This is a genomic window from Paenibacillus profundus (genome assembly GCF_021369635.1).
GTDB lineage: Bacteria > Bacillota > Bacilli > Paenibacillales > Paenibacillaceae > Paenibacillus_B > Paenibacillus_B profundus.
On the sequence record NZ_JAJNBZ010000002.1, the window covers coordinates 296,621 to 318,861 of the forward strand.

Annotated in this window: 25 protein-coding genes; 17 read left to right on the plus strand and 8 right to left on the minus strand. The window is 49.1% G+C overall.

Annotated features, from left to right (window positions below; all coding sequences use genetic code 11):
* Positions 1-3 precede the first annotated feature (3 nt).
* The 16 genes from LQV63_RS04230 to LQV63_RS04315 all read left to right on the plus strand — a co-directional run bounded on the left by LQV63_RS04230 (position 4) and on the right by LQV63_RS04315 (position 13,643).
* Positions 4-267: a hypothetical protein gene (locus LQV63_RS04230; RefSeq protein ID WP_233695771.1), complete on the plus strand. Its 264-nt coding sequence runs from the start codon at positions 4-6 to the stop codon at positions 265-267.
* A gap of 202 nt (positions 268-469) precedes the next feature.
* Positions 470-3,478, plus strand: a complete 3,009-nt coding sequence (locus tag LQV63_RS04235) for a phage tail tape measure protein (RefSeq protein WP_233695772.1) — start codon at positions 470-472, stop codon at positions 3,476-3,478.
* A 42-nt stretch (positions 3,479-3,520) separates the two neighbouring features.
* Entirely contained in the window at positions 3,521-4,111 is a 591-nt protein-coding gene (locus LQV63_RS31710) for a LysM peptidoglycan-binding domain-containing protein (RefSeq protein ID WP_233695773.1), read from the plus strand.
* A 9-nt stretch (positions 4,112-4,120) separates the two neighbouring features.
* On the plus strand, positions 4,121-4,447 hold the full coding sequence (locus tag LQV63_RS04245; RefSeq protein WP_233695774.1) for a phage baseplate plug family protein: 327 nt from the start codon (positions 4,121-4,123) through the stop codon (positions 4,445-4,447).
* Positions 4,440-5,231 carry a phage protein gene (locus LQV63_RS04250; RefSeq protein ID WP_233695775.1) on the plus strand — a complete coding sequence of 264 codons (792 nt, stop codon included), beginning with the start codon at positions 4,440-4,442 and terminating at the stop codon, positions 5,229-5,231. The genes LQV63_RS04245 and LQV63_RS04250 overlap by 8 nt, the downstream gene beginning before the upstream one ends.
* A complete protein-coding gene (locus LQV63_RS04255; RefSeq protein WP_233695776.1) occupies positions 5,231-5,611 on the plus strand; it encodes a Gp138 family membrane-puncturing spike protein in 381 nt (126 codons plus the stop codon). The genes LQV63_RS04250 and LQV63_RS04255 overlap by 1 nt, the downstream gene beginning before the upstream one ends.
* Positions 5,608-5,964, plus strand: coding sequence for a DUF2634 domain-containing protein (locus LQV63_RS04260; RefSeq protein ID WP_233695777.1), 357 nt, complete (start codon positions 5,608-5,610; stop codon positions 5,962-5,964). The genes LQV63_RS04255 and LQV63_RS04260 overlap by 4 nt, the downstream gene beginning before the upstream one ends.
* Complete coding sequence (locus LQV63_RS04265) at positions 5,957-7,114, plus strand: baseplate J/gp47 family protein (protein ID WP_233695778.1); 1,158 nt, start codon at positions 5,957-5,959, stop codon at positions 7,112-7,114. The genes LQV63_RS04260 and LQV63_RS04265 overlap by 8 nt, the downstream gene beginning before the upstream one ends.
* The gene (locus LQV63_RS04270; RefSeq protein ID WP_233695779.1) at positions 7,107-7,748 is read left to right on the plus strand and encodes a hypothetical protein; all 642 of its coding nucleotides are present in this window, start codon (positions 7,107-7,109) and stop codon (positions 7,746-7,748) included. Before LQV63_RS04265 ends, LQV63_RS04270 begins: the two co-directional genes overlap by 8 nt.
* Before the next feature lie 14 nt (positions 7,749-7,762).
* Positions 7,763-10,648 carry a hypothetical protein gene (locus LQV63_RS04275; RefSeq protein WP_233695780.1) on the plus strand — a complete coding sequence of 962 codons (2,886 nt, stop codon included), beginning with the start codon at positions 7,763-7,765 and terminating at the stop codon, positions 10,646-10,648.
* A complete protein-coding gene (locus LQV63_RS04280; protein ID WP_233695781.1) occupies positions 10,645-11,211 on the plus strand; it encodes an XkdW family protein in 567 nt (188 codons plus the stop codon). Before LQV63_RS04275 ends, LQV63_RS04280 begins: the two co-directional genes overlap by 4 nt.
* Positions 11,208-11,360: an XkdX family protein gene (locus LQV63_RS04285; RefSeq protein ID WP_233695782.1), complete on the plus strand. Its 153-nt coding sequence runs from the start codon at positions 11,208-11,210 to the stop codon at positions 11,358-11,360. The genes LQV63_RS04280 and LQV63_RS04285 overlap by 4 nt, the downstream gene beginning before the upstream one ends.
* A gap of 79 nt (positions 11,361-11,439) precedes the next feature.
* Complete coding sequence (locus tag LQV63_RS04290; RefSeq protein WP_233695783.1) at positions 11,440-11,691, plus strand: hemolysin XhlA family protein; 252 nt, start codon at positions 11,440-11,442, stop codon at positions 11,689-11,691.
* Positions 11,692-11,708: 17 nt separating this feature from the next.
* Entirely contained in the window at positions 11,709-11,981 is a 273-nt protein-coding gene (locus LQV63_RS04295; RefSeq protein WP_233695784.1) for a phage holin family protein, read from the plus strand.
* The gene (locus LQV63_RS31970) at positions 11,974-13,176 is read left to right on the plus strand and encodes a glucosaminidase domain-containing protein (RefSeq protein ID WP_407672884.1); all 1,203 of its coding nucleotides are present in this window, start codon (positions 11,974-11,976) and stop codon (positions 13,174-13,176) included. The genes LQV63_RS04295 and LQV63_RS31970 overlap by 8 nt, the downstream gene beginning before the upstream one ends.
* Positions 13,177-13,394: 218 nt before the next feature.
* Positions 13,395-13,643, plus strand: coding sequence for a hypothetical protein (locus LQV63_RS04315; RefSeq protein ID WP_233695785.1), 249 nt, complete (start codon positions 13,395-13,397; stop codon positions 13,641-13,643).
* A gap of 49 nt (positions 13,644-13,692) precedes the next feature.
* Here LQV63_RS04315 and LQV63_RS04320 read toward each other — a convergent pair whose 3' ends face one another.
* From LQV63_RS04320 to LQV63_RS04340, 5 genes are all read right to left on the minus strand, one after another.
* Complete coding sequence (locus LQV63_RS04320; protein WP_233695786.1) at positions 13,693-13,911, minus strand: DUF3006 domain-containing protein; 219 nt, start codon at positions 13,909-13,911, stop codon at positions 13,693-13,695.
* 5 nt (positions 13,912-13,916) lie between these two features.
* Entirely contained in the window at positions 13,917-14,792 is an 876-nt protein-coding gene (locus tag LQV63_RS04325; protein WP_233695787.1) for a ComEC/Rec2 family competence protein, read from the minus strand.
* 84 nt (positions 14,793-14,876) lie between these two features.
* A complete protein-coding gene (locus tag LQV63_RS04330; RefSeq protein WP_233695788.1) occupies positions 14,877-15,767 on the minus strand; it encodes a hypothetical protein in 891 nt (296 codons plus the stop codon).
* Positions 15,768-16,251: 484 nt separating this feature from the next.
* Positions 16,252-16,833: a peptide-methionine (S)-S-oxide reductase MsrA gene (gene msrA / locus LQV63_RS04335; protein ID WP_267933878.1), complete on the minus strand. Its 582-nt coding sequence runs from the start codon at positions 16,831-16,833 to the stop codon at positions 16,252-16,254.
* Positions 16,834-17,041: 208 nt separating this feature from the next.
* Positions 17,042-18,121 (minus strand): M42 family metallopeptidase, encoded by a 1,080-nt coding sequence (locus tag LQV63_RS04340; RefSeq protein ID WP_233695789.1) that lies wholly within the window; start codon positions 18,119-18,121, stop codon positions 17,042-17,044.
* Positions 18,122-18,333: 212 nt separating this feature from the next.
* Here LQV63_RS04340 and LQV63_RS04345 point away from each other — a divergent pair, with 212 nt between their 5' ends.
* Positions 18,334-18,603 carry a hypothetical protein gene (locus tag LQV63_RS04345; RefSeq protein ID WP_233695790.1) on the plus strand — a complete coding sequence of 90 codons (270 nt, stop codon included), beginning with the start codon at positions 18,334-18,336 and terminating at the stop codon, positions 18,601-18,603.
* 486 nt (positions 18,604-19,089) lie between these two features.
* On the opposite strand, the gene LQV63_RS04350 is transcribed toward LQV63_RS04345, so the two are convergent.
* From LQV63_RS04350 to LQV63_RS04360, 3 genes are all read right to left on the minus strand, one after another.
* Complete coding sequence (locus tag LQV63_RS04350) at positions 19,090-20,808, minus strand: phospho-sugar mutase (RefSeq protein WP_233695791.1); 1,719 nt, start codon at positions 20,806-20,808, stop codon at positions 19,090-19,092.
* 223 nt (positions 20,809-21,031) lie between these two features.
* Positions 21,032-21,751 carry a pirin family protein gene (locus LQV63_RS04355; RefSeq protein ID WP_233695792.1) on the minus strand — a complete coding sequence of 240 codons (720 nt, stop codon included), beginning with the start codon at positions 21,749-21,751 and terminating at the stop codon, positions 21,032-21,034.
* A gap of 62 nt (positions 21,752-21,813) precedes the next feature.
* Positions 21,814-22,221, minus strand: coding sequence for a DoxX family protein (locus LQV63_RS04360; protein ID WP_019419760.1), 408 nt, complete (start codon positions 22,219-22,221; stop codon positions 21,814-21,816).
* Positions 22,222-22,241 lie beyond the last annotated feature (20 nt).

Below are 22,241 nucleotides of genomic sequence, written 5' to 3' on the forward strand. Positions count from 1 at the left end.
AACATGGCTAAAAAACAAATGACAACGGAAATTCAAGGTACAGAGTACACATTCCAGCATCCCGGCGTTCGCGAGTCCGTCCGCCTACGGGATCGGTCCAAAAATAAAAATGGCCAGCTCGTCGAGGAAAAATACTATCAGGAGCTGATGACGCACGTTATCGTGCAACCAAAGGTGAATTGGGATTACTTTGACGAGTATCCAGAAGCGTTTGACGACGTTATGTTAGCGGCGGTCGAATTCCTAAACCCGCCCAGCGACAAGTAATGCGGAATACAAACAGCGCGCCAAGGATAATTGGTCCTTTTGGCGCGTTGTTTTGTCCGATGGAGGAATTACCTATGGTGACGCAAGTGAAATGGATTGGGACGAGTTGAACGAAGCTAACGCCGCCATTGATATCCTACAGGCGCAACAAAGTCAAAAAGGCAAAGGCAAAAAAACTAGGAATAAGTAAGGGGGCGGTTGCGTGTCACTCCGCAAAATGACAGTTGATGTAGGATACAACATAAGCACTAGCCCTCTTGAATCCTTGGATAAACGCCTGAACAAGCTATCAGGCACAAATTCAAAAGTGTTTGATCGCATGGAAATGAGCATGGGCAAGGCTGGGAAGGCCATGCAGGGTGTGGCGAGTAAATCAGGTGCCATGGCCTCAACCGTTTCCAAGTCACAAGCAGCGACGGAACAGGCGGCAAAAGCTGCTGACAAGGCCACCGTAGCAAACGATCGGATGACGAAGGCCGCCGAACGGCTGCAGAAGGCCAATGATGCAGCCGCCAAGGCGACTGAGAGAGCAAGGGCAGCAACGGCGCGCGCTGCAGAGGTTGCCGCAGTTTCAACCAGTTCTCAAGACAAAGTTACCAAGGCTATGCAGCGCGCCCATGCTGCCAATGAAAAGGCGATTACAACGGCGGTACGGGCTCAGAAAGCGGACGAAAAATTTCGGATCGCTCAAGAGGCCGCCGCCGCTGCAGGAAATAGGGTTAAACAGGCATCAACTGGTGTTTCGCAGGCCGTTGATAGGCAAAGTAAAGCCGTTCAGCGTGCAGCAAAAGAGGTTGACCAACTCCGTAAAAAGTACGGCGAGTTCTCGAATGGCTCCTTAAAGGCGCTAGATAAAATCGACCAAGCGTCTGGGAATATACGCTCGGCTGGTGTTGCCATGGGGGCCGCTGGTGGTCTCCTATCGGCTGGAATTGGTTCGTCAATAAAGCTGGCTGCAGACTTTGAATCCTCGATGTCGCGGGTAGGCGCTCTTTCTGGGGCAACTGGCGACGAAATGAAACGCCTCTCGGATACGGCGAAGAAGCTTGGGGCCGAAACAGTGTTCACATCATCCCAAGCTGCAGAAGGCATGCAGTATTTGTCTATGGCTGGATTCAAAACGAACGACATGATTGAGGCCATGCCGGGGCTGCTGGATACTGCGGCGGCAGGTCAGATTGACCTTGGCCGCGCGGCAGATATAACGTCGAACATTCTGACGGGCTTTGGTGTCGCGGCAAAGGATACATCAAAGGTTGCTGACATTCTGACTGCAACTTTCACCAACTCTAATACAGACCTTAATATGCTCGGCGACACAATGAAGTATATAGCGCCAATTGCGAAAGCGTCAGGACAATCGCTTGAAGAAATGGCCGCTGCAACTGCCATGCTAGGGAATGCGGGGATACAGGGTAGTGAAGCGGGTACTGCACTCCGCGCGTCCATGATTCGCCTTGCGAAACCTCCTACACAGGCAGCTAAGGTACTTGATCAGTTGGGTGTTAGCATTGCGGATCAGTCAGGTAAGGTATTGCCGCTCTCCAATGTCGTTGGGCAGTTTGTGGAGAAGACAAAAGGACTGACAGACGCGCAAAGACTTGCCGCAGTATCAACCGTTGTCGGAACGGAAGCGGCCAGCGCTTTCTTGGCCTTGATGGATTCCGGGCAACCGGCTCTAGAAGGATTTCGGGCATCGCTAGAAAAAAGCGGCGGTGTCGCAAAAAACATTGCGGATCGGCAACTGGACAACTTGAATGGAGCCATGGAGAAAGTGAACTCAGCCATGGAGGGCGCAAAGCTAGCTATGGGTGATACGTTTATCCCTATCCTTACGGATGCGGCAACTTTTATTAATAAATTAGTTGATGCTTTCAATGGACTGCCGGACGGGGCCAAAAAAGCTATTGCTATTTTTACGGCGATAGCAGGTGCGGTGCTGCTGCTAGGTGGGGCTTTAACAGTTCTCGTCTCGTTTATTCCCAATGTTGTGGCTGGATTCAAAATGTTGTCAGCGGTACGCCCGTTAATTATGGGGCTATCTGGCCCGATGCTAGGCGTTATTGCAGCGGTGGCGGCAGTTGCTGCTGCGGTGTATCTTATCATAAAGTATTGGAAGCCTATTACGGCGTTTTTCAAGAAGCTATGGGGTTCTATTACAAAAGTTTTTTCTTCCACATGGAAGGCTATCACGGGTTTTCTCACGGATACGTGGAACGCCATTAAAACGACTGCGGTTTCCTTGTGGAATGGAATTGTAAGCACGGTAATGGCAATCATTGCTCCGTTTATAGATAACATCAAAGCTTCATTTGAGCGAATCAAAAACGGTGTAACGACAATTTTCGAAGGGTTAAAGCTTTATTTTAGCGGAGCATGGCAAGTGATTAAGAATATCTTCTTAGGTGCGATTCTTCTTATTACAGACCTTTTCACCGGGAATTTTAGCGGTATGAAAGAACATGCGATCCAAATTTGGAACAACATTAAGGGTGCTTTGGGAAAGGTTTGGGAAGGCATCAAAATGATTTTCTCCGGTGCGCTGGAGGCGGTTGGCGGATATCTCACGATGGGGTGGGAAACGATGAAGACCGCCACAGAAATCGCATGGAATGGGATGAAAACATTTTTCTCAGACACATGGAATGGTATCAAGAACTTGGCGGGCACTATATGGGATGCCATGATAGAAAGCATCCAGAAAGCGTTGGATTGGGTAGCCAACCTACCGGGGCGCATGTTGCAGTACGGGAAAGATGCAATCAACGGCTTTGTCGATGGCATCAAAAACGCCGCTAATGCTGTGGGGGATTCGGTTACCAACGTCGCCAACAACGTGACGAACGGAATAAAGGATGCGCTGGATATACGCTCTCCTTCCCGCGTCATGAAGGAACTTGGTAGATTTACAACCGAGGGTTTTACAATCGGTATACAGGACAAAATTCCAGAAATTTCACATGCTATCAACAGCATGGCGACGGCTACCACAACACCAGAAGCGCCACAACCAGAGCAGCAAGGGTTAGCGCCAGCTTACAGCCATAATTCAGTGCAGAGTAAAAACGTGATTGCACCTAAAATTGAAATCACGATTCAAGGCGGAGACGGGACAAGTGCAGCGAAAGATGTTGCACGAGAAGTTAAAAAAGAAATGGAAAATCTGTTCCGCTCGTTTGGCATGAAAAATCCGCAATTTATCGAGGGGTAGGGGTGAGGAAAGATCGCAACCATCGACGGCATTTCCATCCATGTGACAAACGAAAGACCATCGTATTCCGTCCGGGTATCATCCTACCCTATTGAGGGCGGGGCGGCCATAACGGATCACGTCGAGCCGCAGCTTGTCACGCTACATCTTACTGGACTATTAGTCGGTAACGATGCGGCGAAAAAGAGAAAAGAAATCCTCGACAGAATGAACGCCGGGGAAATGGTCAAGTATGTCGGGCGCAACTCCTTTGTGAGTTGCATTATAGAGTCCTTTGAGAGTGGGCACGAGTACAAGACATCGAACGGCATGTCATTTACGATGCAACTTCGAGAGATTCGCAAAGTCAAGCCCTTGTTTTCAAAGAAACTGCCGGTCAAAACACAAACTCTTGTAAAGGTGATGACGACGGCCGGTAGAAAACAAGTGAAGACGACAAAGAATAGTAAGAGTAAAGGAAAGAAACCTAAAAACAAAGGCCCGACTGGGAAGAAGCACACTGTGCGAGAGAACCAAACATGGGAGGCGCTTGCGTATACCTACAAAGTAGCCTTAAAAACCTTGAGATCGTGGAATCCGCAAATACCGAAAAGAACCAGGCTCAAGGCCGGTATGGTTGTCATCGTCGGCTAGGAGGAGCCTATGGAATTTATACCGATTGAGATAGAGAACATTCCATATCAATTTGATATTGCGCTCGGAGTAGACATTTTCACAATCGAAGTGAACTACAACGAGCGCTTTGATTTTTTTACTATCGATTTAATCAAGGATGATCAAGTGCTGGTTCAGGGAGCGAAACTTGTATACGGCGTTCCGGTGTTTGAAGGCATCGAGGACCACCGTTTTCCTGTGCCGCTTATCTTTCCGGTGGATGAAGCTGGCCGGGAATCAACGGTGAACTGGGATAACTTTGGGGAGACTGTATTTCTCGCATATGGCGAAGGGGAGGGGGATGAGGATGAGTGAATCTTATGGCCGCGTGACGGAGTTAATAGTGGGCGGACAGACCTTGAAAACGCCCGATCTGGAAATTCATTTTGACGTACCATTCGATGACGACCCGGACCCGAACGAGGCGAGGATTGAGATTTACAACCTAAGCGATAACACGGTAAATAATATCACTCACCATTCGAAGGTAGTGCTAAATGCCGGGTATAAAGGCGATGTCGGAACCATTCTTTCTGGGTACATCTCATTTTACGAAACCCGTTGGGATGGGCCTGATAAGATCACAACGTTTAGCGTCCTGGATTCCGAACCACTGGATGAACGGACTATCCCGAGCGTTTCGTATGCGAAGAATACGAAGGCATCAACGATTATCAAAGATTTGCTAAAGCGCGGGAAATTGAGCGTAGCGGTTATGAGTTTGGTCAAAGATGTCGTTTACACGGAGGGCATGACGGTCGAGGGCTCCGTTGTTGATGCCATAAAAAACGTGGCTGCAGACTGTCAGACATCCTTCTACATTTTGCAAGGGAAACTGTATATACGCCCTCTATCCCAAGGGGACCGAACGAATTTTGTCCTTTCCCCAAAAACCGGACTGCTTGGATCGCCTTCATTTTTTTCAGATGACAGCAGCGCGGGGTATCAGGCCCAATGCCTACTTAATCACCGATTGACTACCGGCAGCCTGATTACCTTAGAAAGCCGCGTTGTTGAGGCCTCTCTTCGAGTGCGGCGCGGGCGACATTCATCCAGCGGGACGGATTTTACAACAGATGTAGAGGCGGTGTTTGTGTAGTGGCCCAACTAGATAAGTCTTTGAGCGGATGGCTCGAAAACGCCTTGCGACAACTTCACACGGCAACCATTGGAAAGGTGGAGTCATATGACCAATCACGTCGTCGGGCGACCGTGCAGCCCCTCATTATGCAGAAGGTGATGGGGAAGCCTCCAACCCCGCACGCGGTGATGACGGACGTTCCTGTAATGTTCCAGCGTTTTGAGGTGGACGGCGTGGAAAAGGAGTATATCCCTATACTGAAAACAGGCGATGTGGTGTTGCTCGTATGTTCGGAGCGCGCCATGGATCAGAGCCTTAATGGAGCAATGGCATTCCCGGATTCACGGCGCAGGCATAGCCTTACGGATGCGGTTGTGGTAGGAGTGATTACATCGTGAATTTATTATTGGATAGCAGCGGGGACTTTGTTTTTGAAGGTGGAGAGTTAAAAATGGTCTCCGGGCAAGAAGAAATCGCGCAAGCTGCGCGAGTGATACTTGGTACCAATCTAAACGAGTGGTTTTTGGACCCGGACGCTGGCACGAACTATGATGTTTTGCTGCAGAAACAACCAAACGAAGATGCGATCCGCGAGGTGGTTTATACAGCACTAGAACAGGTGGAACAAATACGAAAGGTTGAAACTTTGGATATCCGTTTTGACCGTGAAAATCGGATGCTCTATATATCCTTTACAGCTACTGCCGTAGATGGGGAAAAGGTAGAAAGCGAGGTGAGTTTGGATGCTTGATGCAACAGGTTTCAAAAGGATGCGGTATAGCGACTTGCTCGAACAGATGGAAGAGCAGGCTCGGGCAAAGTATGGGGAGAACGTCTCCACTTCTGCCCTATCTCCGCTAGGTATTCTTTTGCGTATATTCGCCTTTTTTCTGGCTTACGTGTGGCAAGGGGTGGAACAAGTATACTATAGCGCATACCGCGATACAGCTACCGGTATCAGTCTGGACCGCATTGCGCCGCAAGTCGGTATCAAACGGTTCCAAGAACAATTTTCTTTTGGGGAAATAGCCATTGTAGGAACACCTGGTCATACCCTAACGGAGGGAACCGTGGTAGGCACAGGTACCAGATATTTTGTGCTAAACGATGATGTGACTCTGGATGACGATGGAAAAGCGGCAGCAGATATCACGGCGCAGGAAGCGGGCAGCGGTTGGAATGTGGCAGCTCGTACAATCACGGTGTTGCTGAATCCAGATGCCAATGTGACAAGCATCACCAATCCAGCCCCGATCGCAGGTGGACGTGAACGGGAGACGGACGCGGAGTTTCGCGCTCGATTTCAGCAGTCGGTCGCGGGCGGTGGCGCGGCCTCGGTGGACGCTTTGCGCGGGACGCTGTTGCGGCTTCCAAGCGTCCGCGCGGTGGCCGTGATAGAAAATACCTCTCTGACTAGCGACACCGAAGGAAGGCCGGGGAAATCGTTTCAATGCTATGTATTGGGCGGTGATGAACAGGAGATTGCGGATGCAATTTTTCAAACAAAAGCAGCAGGGATAGAGACCCATGGAGATATTGCCCGCGAAGTAACGGATATAGCAGGCTACAGGCACAATGTAAAATTCAGCCGCGCCGAAGTGGTTAACATATCAGTTCATGCGAATATAAAACGAACATCTCAATATCCATCAGATGGAGATGAACAAGTAAAATCCGAAATCATCCGTTATATAGGTGGGGAATATGAAGGTAGCTATTTCAACGGTTTATCCATGGGCGCGCAAGTTGTCTATAACAAGACCATAAGCGCAGTATATAAAGTATCAGGGGTTGATGATGTCGAACTAACTCTTTCAGGGGATTCGAAAAATATAGAAATAGCACCTTATCAGGTGGCCCGTATTAGCGCTGCTGATATTGAGGTGAGCAGCCATGTTTAGCTTAAAAGACATGCTCAGCCGGTTCACAGATGCCTATAACAAACAGCCTGATAGCAACTTAGGAAAATTGGTGTCAATCCTTCACGAGCAATTACAGAGTGTAGAAAATACTCTTGAGACCATACAAGATTGGCGGGACATTGATCGGGCGCGAGGAACGACGCTAGATAGGATTGGGGAAAACGTAGTGCAGCCGCGCGGACAGGCGACGGACGAGGTGTACAGGATATTATTGAAATCCAAAGTCGCTCGTAATCTATCAAAGACGGATGTAAACACGATCATTGAAGTTTTGGCATTGGCGCTCGATTGTGACTTTTCAGAAATCCGCATTGAAGAGAAGTATATGGACCCGAACGAACCTGAACCGGCTGCGCTTTCCCTTATGCGCGTCCCTATAGCAAGGTTAAACGAAGTCGGGATGTCGCCATATCAGTTTGCGCAAATAATTCAAAAGACGGTTGCTGCAGGCGTGCGAGTTGCACAAATTGATTTATCAGGAACGTTCTTGCTTTCTTCGAAACGTTCAGAAGTAGAAAAGAGCAAGTTTGGCCTTGCAGATATCCAAATGACAACGGGCGGCACGCTCGGCACTGTATTTATGCCGGGCAATGATTACGAGTTGCCGATTTGAGGAGGGTTTACACGATGGCATTTCAGAAAGAGCTTCCCGAATGGAAAGCAGCAGGTATACAGCCACCCGAATCCAAAAGAGTGAAGGGGTGGGAAATAGAAGACAGACCGCCGGCCGACTGGCTAAACTGGCAGACTAACCGAACCTTTGAAGCTTTGAAAGAGTTACAAGAGAAGGCAGCAGAAAAGACGGACATTACAACTGTTTTGGAAGAAGCAAAATCATACGCCAATCAAGCAGAACAGAGGGCGAAGGACGCTAGCGCGGAGGAATTAGACACACACGTATCTGACACCCAAAAACACGTATCCGATACAGAGCGGCCTAAATGGAACAGCGCAGCCGTCGCGGTTGCCGAAACGCACTCAAAGGATCTGGCACTATCCCCCGGCGTCCAGGTGGTTGAGGTAGATAATGACACGCCGTTTAATTTTGGCGAAGTCAAGGGGCGTACACTTATAAACCTGTCAACGGGTTTGAGAAACCTTGAACGGTGGAAGGTCAATACAACCGGTGCGGCCTTGGAACTGGTCACGGACGTAACCGACCAAGGATCAGCGAGCCTAAAGGCAACGGTAAAGGCCTCGACACCAGGAGAGTATACGGCATCGTGGAACCTACGGGACAGAATCAATTTTGGTACCATCGGGGAAGATGGAGCCTCTTTTCTTCTCGTCGCCCGGGTACGGAATGGAACGGCCACAAGGGCGAGCGTAGAGATTCTTTCAGGCATCTTTATAGGGGATCTCCCGGTTACGGACAGTAAGTTTACGACGGTACGAAAAGCCTTCTCGCGATCGAAAAATGGACCTAATACGTTCGACATGCATATCCGCGTCACAGGTCAGAACGGTGATACAGCCTATGTTGACGGCATTCGAGTGTACCGAATAGCCGATACGATAGACAATGCCTTGATAGACAGCATCAACAACATGGACAGAGACGAAGTTGATAGACTCTACCCCTACGTAGACAGCATGACAAACGTCCGTAACCCCTATGCCATCGTAACGGGAGGTAATCTGCTGCCGCCTTTTACGGAGTGGGAAACCGAGCCGAACGCCATGGCAAAAGCGGTAAGCCCATACGAAGCGGTTGCCGAAATTACATCAGACGGTACGAAAGCACCGCTTAGGACAATCATACCAGTACTGCCTGACACGACATACACCATATCAAGTGAGGGTAACGCAATCCCCGGCAATGGATTGCAAATCATCGAACGCAAAGACGGAAAAGACGGTGATCCTGCTGGAGAGATCGAAGACGGGTACTGGCGTAGCGTCCCCGGCGGAGTGGCTGTAGGGACTGTTACTTTTACCACAACAGCACAAACGCATTATTTGTCGATCAGACTTCGATTCGACAAGGCCGGGATATACACGATAAAAAAACCGCTGGTCGTTCCTGGTGACAAACCAATACCATTCACTCCACAGCAACGCAGCATGATCGCTTTCGAGACGGAACTAGCAGCTAATCCGGTAGACGGTACGAATCCAGACTTATTGTTCGTCGGTGAGGATGGGTTGCAATATGTGCTGGAGAAGTGGAGGACGCTTGTTCTAGATGGCCGGTACACTTATGAAAAAACTACAGTCACTAATACAGGTTTTAAGTCTGTGTTGATAAGCAACCTTGCTAGTGGTAGCGCCTCCCCGGGGGACGACGATGATTACGGTAAGTTATTCGCTACTAAGTTTGATGGCAAACAGCTTACTGTGTCAGACATTCCAATAGCGAATTGGTTAGCCGCTGATTTAGTTCGTATAAACCATGTGAATGTGTACTTTTCTATCGCCAACACAGACAGCGGATGGGGGCCAGACTATACACCGGATGCAGACGAGATTAAGGCGTATTTCTTGGGTTGGAAGATGTATGACAACATTAACCCTAGCAATCCACATACAGGCGTAGGAAAAGCGTGGGTTAAGCTGACCTGTCGTGGCGCTGATGGCACTTGGGCTACCCAGACATCTGACGCACGGACAACAGTTCCCACGGTGCCAGCAGGAACCGATACCAATGGGAGACTATATACCCCTTACCGTCTACAATATCTCAAAGCGAAGCCAACCGTCGAACCCGTCCAGAATTACGAGTTGGGCGCGACACTTTCCGCAGGATCGAACATGGTCGAGGTAGGAAGCGGTATTGTGCTGCGGGAGAAGGCGAACCCTTCGTATTATTCGGAGAATGATAGTTGGTTTATAAATAACGGGGTTGTTACTTGGGAATCTACGCGCTTTCAGCATAAAGCAAACAAAATTATAAATATCTACGAAGGTGCAACCAAGGATTCGAGGTGGACGGTAGAAAACATAAGTCTCGCCTATGGTAACGAAAGGGCCTATCTAAGCAACTCCTACTACGACCCTACCGCAGTCTATCACGTAACATACACGATGCTAGAACCAACGCTTGCGGCTCCTATAAGCGGCAGCATAGCGACCAACCTACGCGGTACTGTATCGGACTTGGTGCAGTATTCGGGAGACATGGAGCGGCGGCTATCCGTGGTGGAGATGCAGAAGGCAGATGCGGTAGAGGATACAGGTTGGATAAAGGTTCCGCCTTTAAATGGGTGGATACATTACGCAGCAAAACCACTGCGATTTAGAGTAAAAGGCAACCTACTATACATTGAAGGCATTTTGCAGGGTGGCACAACTGCCACCACTACGCAGCTTTTTAATTTGCCAATCACTCTTAAAACAGCTTATGGTTGCTGGTTGAACTGTATAACGTGGACTGGAGCGAATACAGTACAGCCCTTGCAATGCTCTATAACGACTAGTGGCATAATGAGGATTAATGCCGGAACAGCAGATACGTATATATCTTTTGACGGAGTAGGGTTACTAATTGAAGGACTGGAGGTGAAAAAATCATGAAATACGCGTATATAACCGACCTTAACGGTCGATACATTGAACCCACGCTTGTTGCGGACTCCGTGACGGGCGTTTTTGATCGGCGGGAACCTGTCCAGTCGAACGAGGAAGAGCCACAGGAATTGCCGCAGAAGGACGACGAGCAGCCGAATGAACCGGAGACCGTCCATGTCGGGTATATGGTCGCCGTGCCACTGCCTGCTGGACTCTATGAACCGACATTCGACGTACAAGGATACAGACAAGCCATGACGGACTACGAGGCCGCATACGCCGAATATATCGCGGCCATGGCCGAGTATGACCCAGAAGGAGAGGAGCCGCAACCGCAGCCGCCGAGCCCTGTAGACGGCCCTTCGTTTTGGCGCAACGGCCTCACGCAAGACGAGATCGACGCGCTGCAGCCGAAGCCCGAGCCCTCACAGACTGATGTGCTGGGCCAAGAGCTAACGCAAATGAAGCTGAAAGGCATCCAGCAGCAAGCGGTTATAGACGGCCTTGGGAAAGAGCTAACCAAAGCTAAACTCGAAATCATAGCCATGAAAGGGGAGCAAACAGCATGAATTTTTGGAAACTTGCTTTTGAATGTCGGTGGATCGACGCTGAGGGGTTGTGTGCGGCGGTGAAGACTGAAACCAATCCTTTCGGGGAGATAACACCGGAGCAATACCAGGACATTACCGGCGAAGAGTATCCGGCAGAAACTAAGTAAGCGTCTAGCCTTAGAGCAGGCGCTTTTATTTTGCCCTCACGGCAGCGTGGGGGCTATTTGAATTTTAGGGGGAGTGGGCGTGGGAGATCCACAAGTTGAGACGCTGCAGCGCATGACGCGAGTTGAAACAAAGATAGACAACATCGAAGAAAAACTGGACTCGGCGATCAATGCCCGTGATGTAGCGATTGAGGCGATACAGTCAGCAAAGGCGGCGCACCATCGGCTAGACCGTATCGAAGACGGCCAGAAGTGGTTTCGGCGTACCGTTGTCGCTTCTGTGATTACTATTGTTGCTGCCGCGATTGTGACAGCTATCAAATTATCTTAATGGGAGAGTGTTGAACTATGGAATGGAACATGATTTTTGAACTGATTGACCCGGCTTTATTTATCGTTGTAGGCGCTTGTTGGGTGATAGGATACATCCTCAAGCAAACACCTGCTGTACCTGATTGGAGCATTGTATATATCGTTGTTGCACTGGCAGTGTTGTTTACGATCGGATTGCTCGGTTGGAGTGTAGAGGCGCTGATACAGGGCATTCTGACCGGGGCATTTGCCGTGTTTGGCCATCAGGCGATAAAGCAAGCCAAGAAGGGCGGCGAGAAAGATGTTTGACTGGAGCAAGCATGGATTCCGCGTTACAAGCCCATACGGAACGCGTCAGGATCCCTTTAATGGGAAACCAACATTTCATACAGGCATTGACCTTGTAAAGGCGCATAAAGCGCCTATTTTTGCGTTTATGGGCGGCGAGGTTGTACATGCACGAGAAGGCCAGACGGGCACGGGCTTCGGTAATTTTGGGATTGTAGTAGCTTTGAAGGATGAACGCGGTGCGTTGCACTGTTACGCCCATTTGAATAGCTGCAGCGTAAAGGTAGGCCAGAAGGTAGCAGCAGGGCAGGAAGTCGGGAAGCAAGGCACGACAGGGCGCAGCACGGGTTCTCATTTGCACTACGAAGTGCGTACAAAATCGGCACCGTCATTCGGTTTCGATTGTCACACGAATCCCGGTGAATACTTGGCAAAACATCTGAATCAAGAAAAGGGGACGGGGAACGTGAAACAAAAGGACTTTATTTCAAAGATTGCAGCAGCTGCTGTTGAAGATATGAAGCGGACAGGCATACCTGCATCCCTAACTATCGCGCAGGCGGCACTGGAAAGTAATTGGGGCGAAAGTGGACTGACTACGAAGGCAAAAAACCTGTTCGGCATCAAAGGACGAGGGCCAGCAGGATCGGTGAGGATGCTTACAAAAGAGTATCGACCGGATGGGACATCATACCAGATTGAAGCCGATTTCCGAAAGTACAACAACTGGGGGGAGAGTATTGCGGACCATTCACAGCTGATCCTAAACGGTACGAAAGACAAGCCGAAGCGTTATCATGGGGTGCTGCACGCCGATTATAAAACGGCCTGTTACGAGATTTGGCGCGGGACATATGCAACGGATCCCGGGTATCCGCAACTGCTCATTGATCTAATCGAGCAGCATGGTCTGCAAAAGTACGACACGATGGGCAAGGTGGAGCAAGCCAGCATAGAGGTCAACGGCAAAAAGATTGCCGAAGGGCCGCTTATAAACGGCTATGTATTTGCACCGGTTAGGACGGTCGGGGTAGCACTCGGCTGTCGAGTAGGCTGGGACGGAAAATCTGCCACCATTGGAGGAAAGCCCGTACCAGGTTGCCAAATGATCAATGGTAATGCATACGCTCCAGTACGGGCCGTTGCGGAAGCAGCAGACGCAAAGGTACAGTGGAATGGGAAGGAGCGAAAGGTAACCATTTCGAAAAAAATTTAAATGGTGTATACTGGAATTGTATCCGAAAGAATTGGTACAGAAAAGGGCCGTAGGGAAGGCATCCCACGGCTCTTTTTATATTGATTAGACATCGATAAATCAGTGGTTTGGAGTGTGATTGTGATATCCACATTATGATTTAATATAAATATATTTTCTTTATATGGGAGGATTTAGCACTTGTGTGTAGAACATATACATTAAAGGAGGTGATAATTGTGTCAAAATTAATTAAATTCACTGGAATTCTTATGAGTGCATCTTTTATCTTACTCAGCTTCCCTAGTCAAACAGAGGCAGCAAAATGTGATTCCAAATATATAGCAAAAACAGAAACATTCTGCGATCACAGCACTGGATATACTATTACCAATACTTACTATAAGCAAACGTGTTATTCTGACAAGGGCCAACCACATACTTATGAGTGGGTTGATTCAAAAAAGGTTAGCGGATGCATCAACTAAAAGGGAAAGAACAAGAGCCGTTGGGGAAGAATCCCACGGCTCTTATCCGTTAATCTTCGAACAGTTCATCCATCAATTTGTTCACTTCGCTCCTACGTGCTGCAGTAGCCTGTTTATCAACGCTTATAGCGTTCCCACTGATTTGAACCACATCGCCAACTTCAGCTTCGGTTGGAAGCAGATGCTTCGGGTATTCGATTGTATGCCCGTCTTCCATTTCGATCTTGGCGATATCGCACTCGATTTGATCGATTACTCCTTTTATCATTAGCGTTACCTCACAGTCTCGAATTTGATGTTTGTTCCGTCACTGATTGCTGTTACCGTTCCGTTCTTGTCAGTACGGTATACAGATACTTTTGCCTTTTTTAGACGCTCCATTACCGCTTCTTTCGGGTGGCCATACTTATTTCCTTCCCCGACAGAAATGACCGCATACTTGGGATTTACCGTAGTCAGGAACTTCGGCGATGTGGACGTGTCCGATCCGTGGTGCCCTACCTTTAACACGTCGGCGCGCAGCTTATTCGGATGCGCCAGCATATCCGTTTCGCTTTTCTTTTCAGCATCTCCGGTAAAAAGGAAGGATGTATTGCCAAATGACAGATGTAATACTGCACTCCATGCATTTAGATCCTTTCCATATTCACCGACCGGAGCGACGAATTCCGCTGTGACCCCATCAAGTGGTATCTGAAGGCCTGCCTTTGTTGACTTGATTTTTAGCCCCCGATTTTTGACGGCCATCAGAAAATCCTTGTATGTATTCGTTGTGTGGCTCACCTTCGGAGCATATACGGACTTGACCGGAATTGCATCTATTACCGTGTCCAGTCCACCAATATGATCGGCGTCAGGATGCGTTGCGATCACAGCTGTCAGTTCTTTCACACCAAGTTGTTCCAGGTACTTCACTACGTTTTTGCCTTGGCTGTTATACCCGCCGTCAATAAGTACGAATTGATTCTTTGGTGTCCGTATTAGTGTGGAATCGCCCTGGCCGACATCCAGATAGTAAACCTGGAGCGTGCCAGCTGCTGCTTGCTGCGGTGGCGTGGTCTGGTTTGCTGTTGGTAGGCTGGTTGGAGAGCAGGCCGCGAGCAGCAGCACCAAAATAAGCCCAATCACTATGTATAAATGCTTTTTCATAGGTGCCTCCTTTGTATTCATTTTAGCACATGGAAAAAGACGAGCCCCGGATTGCTCCGGGGCCGTGCTTTTTCTAAGACTACATCATTTTATTGCTTCTTCTATTTGTTTTTTTAACCTCTTAATATCCTCGTCATCGCCGCGTCCTTGTAAACTCGCTGCATAAGAAGTTAAGAGTATTTGCAGATCGCCGCAAGCTGGACTTAATTGGATTTGCTCGATCTGACTTAAAGCGGATTGGTCTATTTCATTTCTCAATTCTGTCGTGCCTTCTTTAAAACCCCGTGCAAATTCGCCCCAAGTTGCAAGGTCTAATGATTTTTTATGTTTATCATACTCGTTGTTAATATCATTGTAATATGCACTTATTTGTTCTTTGAAGCTTTTAATTAATGCACTATGATCGATTTTCTCAGCGCCTTCAATTTCAATAGATTTTGAATACTTAACCACTTTTCCGAAATCATCATCTTTAACCAAATCGCCTTTTAAGTTTTCTAAGTCCGCACCAATAACTTTTTGCACGTCCTCAGGTTGTACAGAGGCGATCGGCATTGTGATATTCACACTATAAGTACCTGTTTCTAACGCTTCTCCTTTATTAGAAAACTGTTCTGTTTTAAACTCACCGCTGTTTACTGCTGTTTTTGCTTGGGCGTTATAACCGCTGTCGTTTGTAAGAGACAACATTAATTCCGTGCCGCTAGGCAGGTTTGTAGTTCCTTCAAATCCTACCTTTCCAGCCTCGACGTTCTCCTTTACATCCAGTGTAACAAGTATTTCATTATTCTTTTCTTCCATCTTCTCTTCCTTCGTTCCGTCGTCCACTGGCGCAACGGCTGGGGTTTCTTTCGATACCTTCGGCTTCTCTCCATCATCTAACGCCGCGCCGATCACAGCAAGAATAAAAAAGGCAGCAATCACTATAAACCACCAGCGTTTATATACAGGCTTTTTAGTTTTATCGACACCCATCGTAGAACCTCCCAGAAATTGTTATCTGGTCGTATTGTATCATTTCGAGGGTGCAAACTCTATGAAATTAATGGTAAAATGGGTGGGCCCCGGAGTAATCCGAGGCCCAGCAAAATCAAACTATTTTTCGATTCAACACACGCCCTGTTCCTTGTACTCATTCGTGACCATATTTTTGACCATATTTGTAACTGAACTAATCCGAAATAATCTTAATCCAAACGAGAAACACCCTATCATACTGCTATTTTCTTAGCTAATCGTAACCCTGTACATAATTCGACATTCCGTTCGGCCTGATGTCTCCAAAGTCGCCAGAGCAATTGCGCAAGGAACTGCTGTAAGTATCCCGAACACATGTAGAAAGCGATCCGGCCGATATAGGTCTGTTGGCTGCAAGCTGATGTCTGTCCAGTACAGACGTCAGCTTGTTTTGTTTCAGCCAGTATCAGGCGATATCTGCGCAGCGACGAACGGGAGTCTTTTACGGTTCCCAATGCTTCGCAATGAATTCATCCCTGCCTGATTTGGAGCGGTCCTCCTTGTAATGCTCCGGCTCTTTGCGGTAATAGTCTTGATGATAATCTTCTGCCGGATAGAAAGGCTTGGCGTCTACAATCGGTGTGACGATCGGTTTGTCGAAGCCGCCGCACGCAGCAAGTGCAGCTTTGGAGGCTTCGGCCTTGCGCCGTTGCTCCTCCGAATGAACGAAGATGGCCGTTGTATACGAATGGCCCCGATCTTGAAATTGACCTTCGGCGTCTGTCGGGTCGATCTGTCCCCAGAATAGCTCAAGCAGACGTTCGTATGTTATGACGGCAGGGTCGAATGTAATCTGCACCGCTTCGATATGCCCTGTCGTTTGCGACTTCACTTGCTCATATGTCGGGTTCGGAACGTGTCCTCCCGTATAACCGGATATGACGCTGTGCACACCGTCCCATTGATCGAACGGCTTAACCATGCACCAGAAGCAGCCGCCAGCGAACGTCGCTGCCTCAATGCATGTCGATGGACCAGGCGCACGGTTCTCCTCTGAAGTGTTCGTTGATTGTGAATAAGACATCAGTGTTAGCCTCCTTGTTAGGAAAAATCATAGATTGTGTTATTAGTGTAACGCGAGCGGCAGTGGCTGCCAAGAACTGTTGATGTTGATTTCTCAAAATAAAGAGAACGGCCCTTTTCCGTCTGGAAGGGGCCGCGCTCTGTGTTCGATATTCGCTGTTTGAATCCCGGCTGAGCGGGTTGAAAATATCCGTTAATTCATCTATTCGTTACGCACGTTCCACAATTGTGTTGTACGTCGTGCGGTCTGTGTGCTTCACAAGCTGAATAAGCAATTCCTTCGCCGCATCTATGTCGTCCGTATGAACGATGGAAGCCGGAGTATGGATATAGCGTCCACATACTCCAATAACGGTGGAAGGCACGCCTTTGTTGCTCAAATGAACTTGTCCCGCATCTGTTCCCCCTGGGGAAACGAAGTATTGATATGGAATCTTGTGTGTATCCGCAATATCCTGGATGAATTCCACCAGGCCGCGATGCGTAATCATCGTCGGGTCGTAAATGCGGAGCAATGCGCCTTTGCCAAGGTGGCCGAACGAGTTCGGATCGCCAGTCATATCGTTCGCTGCGCTGCAATCAAGCGCGTAGAAAATGTCGGGCTGGATCAGGTTCGCCGCCGTGCGTGCTCCGCGCAAGCCGACCTCTTCCTGTACGGTCGCGCCGGCGAACAAGATGTTCGGCAGCTTAGCCTGCTCCCGGTGAAGTTCCTTCATCAGCTCAATCGCGAGGCCGACGCCATAGCGGTTATCCCATGCCTTGGCCATAATTTTCTTCGGATTGAGCAGAGGGGTGAACGGGCAGACCGGAACGATTTGCTGTCCTGGACGGATGCCGGCTTGCTCCGCTTCTTCACGGCTGTCCGCACCTACATCGATATACATATGCTTCGTGTCGACAGGCTTGTTCGCCGTTGCTTCATCAAGCAAATGCTTCGGAATCGAGCCTACGACACCCGGAATCGGGCCGTTCGGCGTAATGACTTCCACTTGCTGCGCGAGAACGACCTGCCCCCACCAGCCGCCGAGTGGTGTGAATTTCAGCATCCCGTTCGGTGTGATTTGGGTCGTCATGAAGCCGACTTCATCCAAATGGCCAGCCACCATGACGCGAGGGCCTTGCTCATCGCCACGCATAACGCCGAAGATGCTGCCGAGCGCATCATGGACGAATTCATCCGTATATTGGGACAGTTCTTGCTTTACTAAGGCACGAAGCTCTCGTTCAAAGCCGGGAGCGGAAGGGAACTCTGTTAAGGTGCGGAATAAATCTAACGTTTCTTGCTGCATTGAATGATGCTCCTTTCGTAATAAACGCATAATTATGTAACCTAAGTATGAACCGATCCAATTGAGGATGCAAGCCTTTGAAATGAGAAGGAGAAACCTGATTTTTATTTCAATTTCATGATGGTGCATGATGAGAACAAAAAAATAAGAGCTGGATATAAAGGAGGAACTTTATTGCATCATGGGCAGGCTTAATTAGCAGCGTGTTTCTGATGACGCTCATCATTTCGACGATCTCGCTCGGGGTGGTCGTACCGACATTGAAGGACACGCATATCATGAAGATGAACATCTGGCAGATCATTTTGCTTGTCGCCGTCATTTTTGTCCGTTTAACCGGTAGTTGGAAAGCTCGATGTAAGGGTAGAGGTCATGCTTGGTGTTGGAACACAAGAAGGGTGACGAAATATATGCTGCAAAAGATGAAGTCATTCGTTGGTTGCTTTCATATGCTCATTATCCCAATCAATCAGGAACTGTGAATGCAGTCCTCTTGAGGGGATGGGCCCGGGCTGCGTGATTGGGATAGATCAGAGCCGGGGCTGCAGTGAAGCAGATGGCTCAAAAGATGAGCGTAGTGAAGTGATCGGCTAAGGTCGGGGTCCATTGTGAACCGTTCCGTCAGAGTGAGGAAGCCATATTGAAGCATCAAGATGTGCAGCAATGTCGAAAGCTATGCCGCTAAGCTTCGAATTAAGCTGTCGGCGGCCAATGCGCAAGTATAGGTGTTCGCGGTTACGCTGCCATTTTTATGTAAAGGGTGATTTCATCTGAATATTACCCTGACTAAAGGGGAGAGTGCGCATAAGGGGGAGTTGGCCCTCCATCTCATCTCCTGAATTACGCGATTAGGAGCTTGCAGATACTATGCATAGACAAGGATAACCGCCTGCCTCCAAACCTTCATTAACAAAAAAGAGGCTGCCAACGTTACGAACATATGTCGGCAGCCTCTTTGTGCAAGCAGATTATTTCTGGGCTTCAATGAAGGCGTCGATATTGGACATGACGTCTTCGGTAACGCGCTGCAATCTTGCTTGCGCGTCTTCTCCGGATGTGCCTTTCACTGCGAAGTACATCTTAATCTTCGGCTCCGTTCCGGACGGACGCAGGCAGAACCAGCTTCCGTCTTCCAAGTGGAACTTGAGCACGTTCTCCTTCGGCAGATCATACAGACCTTGAGCGAAGTCTTCCGTGCGCACGATTCGGATGCCACCGGCCGTGTCTGGTGCTTGGACTCGCCAATTCTCCATAATGCCGCCGATAACGGCCACGCCTTCCACACCTTTCAGCGTGCGTGTCTGCAAGCCTTCCAAGTAATACCCATGCTGGGCGTATAATTGTTGCAGCACTTCGTACAGCGTCTTGCCTTGTGCTTTATAGTAAGCGCCCGCCTCGCTAATAAGCATGGCGGCGATGACCGCGTCCTTGTCGCGTGCATAATTGCCGGCCAGGTAGCCGTAGCTTTCTTCGTAACCGAAGATGAACGTATGCTCGCCGGTTTGATCGAACGCCGTCATTTTCTCCCCGATATATTTGAAGCCAGTCAGCGTATTTAATACGGTCATGCCGTATGATTTTGCAATGGACGCCCCAAGCTCGCTCGTTACGACCGTTTTGATAACCGCGCCGTTAACTGGCAGCGTGCCCTTCGTCTTCATTGCATCGAGCAAATAATGTACCATAATGGCGCCAGCTTGGTTCCCGGTCAGGACGACATACTCGTCATTCGCGTTCTTCACGACGGTACCCATTCGGTCGGCATCCGGGTCTGTGCCCATAATGATGTCAGCATCCCAAGCCTTCGCTTGTTCGATGGCAATGGTGAATGCTTCACGCTCCTCCGGATTCGGAGATTTCACAGTAGAGAAGTTCGGATCCGGCTGCTCCTGTTCCGGTACTACGCGCACCTGCTGGAACCCGATGCGCTCCAGCACACGCCGCACCGGCATGTTGCCTGTGCCATGCAGAGGAGTATAGAGGACGCGGAATTGATCGCTTGTCTTGCGCACTAGCTCTTCATTCTGGCTTACTTGCGCAACAGCCGATATGTACGCTTCATCCATGTCTTCACCCAGCCATACGAGCATGCCTTGTGCTTCTGCTTCCTCGCGGCTTAACTTACGGATATCGGCGAACGAAGTCACGCCGCGAATCTCGGCAATGACACGGGCGGCAGTCTCAGGCGTAATCTGTCCGCCGTCATCGCCATACACCTTATAGCCGTTATATTCCGGCGGGTTGTGGCTGGCGGTAACGACAATGCCAGCGCTTGCTTGCAGCTGACGCACCGCGAACGACAGCTCCGGTGTCGGACGCAAGCTCTCGAATACATATGCCTTTACACCGTTTCCGGCCAGTACCAGTGCCGCCTCAAGCGCGAATTCTGGTGAGAAATGCCGGGAGTCATATGCAATGGCAGCTGATGGAGAAGCCGTTGTTTGCTTCAAGTATTGGGCAAGTCCCTGTGTCGCTTTGCCGACCGTATAGACGTTCATGCGGTTGCTGCCCGCCCCGATTACGCCACGAAGCCCCCCTGTGCCGAATTCCAAGTCTTTATAGAAGCGATCCGTAATTTCGCGTTCCTCGCCGGCGATGCCTTGCAGTTCCGCTTTTGTCGTCTCGTCGATATGAGGATCGTGTAACCACGCGTCGTAATTTTGTTGCGCACGAAGTGCAGTATCCATTCGTTGATTGCCTCCTTCAATTCATCTTACTGTGCATTGATCTATTGTACTGGAATTTGCAGCATTCTGCATGTGAAAAATCATGCACTAATTCTATCGTACGCAGTCGGGGTACGGCTATATGACTGCATGTATGATGTGCAAAAAAGAAATAGACCACTCGCTTGCAGATGGAAAGATCTGCAGACAGGTGGACTATGTGGTAAGCAGAATGCAGTTCACGTTACGACAAATCGATGAGCATGATATGAGAGTCTTGCTCGAATTGCAGCTTAAGCGAATGAGCGTTCCGAATGCGGGCGTCATCGCGGCGATGAAGTGTCATGCCGTCATCGAATCGGACTTCTCCCTCGATGATGAACAAGTATAGAGAACGGCCGGGCTTCGTGTCGTAGGCAAGCTCCTGGCCTGCCGCGAATTGTCCTAGCTGCAGCGTTACATCCTGATGAATTCGTGCAGTTCCGAGTTCGTCCGCGCGATTAGACACGACCGGAACTAGTCGATTCTGTATCGATTCCATGCCATAGGTGAACGTCTCATAGGATGGCTGAAGTCCCATCTTTTCCGGCAGAAACCACAACTGCATCAACTGCAGCGATTCGGTGTCCGAAGCATTGAATTCGCCGTGATAAATGCCGGTGCCGGCACTCATGCGCTGGATTTGGCCCGGTACGATGATTTCCCGATTACCTGTTGTATCCCGATGTTCCAGTTGGCCTTTCAACACGACGGTAACAATTTCCATATCCCGGTGCGGATGAAGATCGAAGCCAGTTCCCGGGGCAATGTTATCATCATTCAATACCCGTAACGCGCTGAACTGTATATTATTTGGATCATAGTAATCGGCAAAAGAAAAGCTGAAGTGTGTCTTTAACCATCCATGGTCATTGTGATAGCGTTCATTCGCCCGTCGAATCGAGCGATCCATTGTTTCATTCATAACGATGCCTCCTGAAAATTATAGAGTTTCCGAGTTGGGAACGGTTCATCCGCTATTCCCAATCACCCTTGCAGCAAAGCATCTAAAGAAATAGAACCTGCCCCGATTAAAGCGACTCCTATGGCCGTTACAGTGAGGATGACATTGTATTCAATCCCGTTCTGAGTGACCCAGTAGCCATTGGCCCCATGAACTTTCACAATCGCAACCAACATCGTGCCGACGATAAGCGCGGCGCCGACCCATGTAAATAACCCGAGACCGAACAGAAGGCCGCCAATCAATTCAGTCATTCCGGCCAGCAGCGCCATTGCGACACCCGGCCGCATTCCGATGGATTCGAACCAACCGCCAGTGCCTTTTACACCGTAACCGCCGAACCAGCCGAACAATTTCTGCGCGCCGTGCCCCATCATCGTTACTCCGATAATAACTCGTATAAGCAATAAACCGTAATCTGCCAACATCATTATGTTCCTCCTCAAATTGT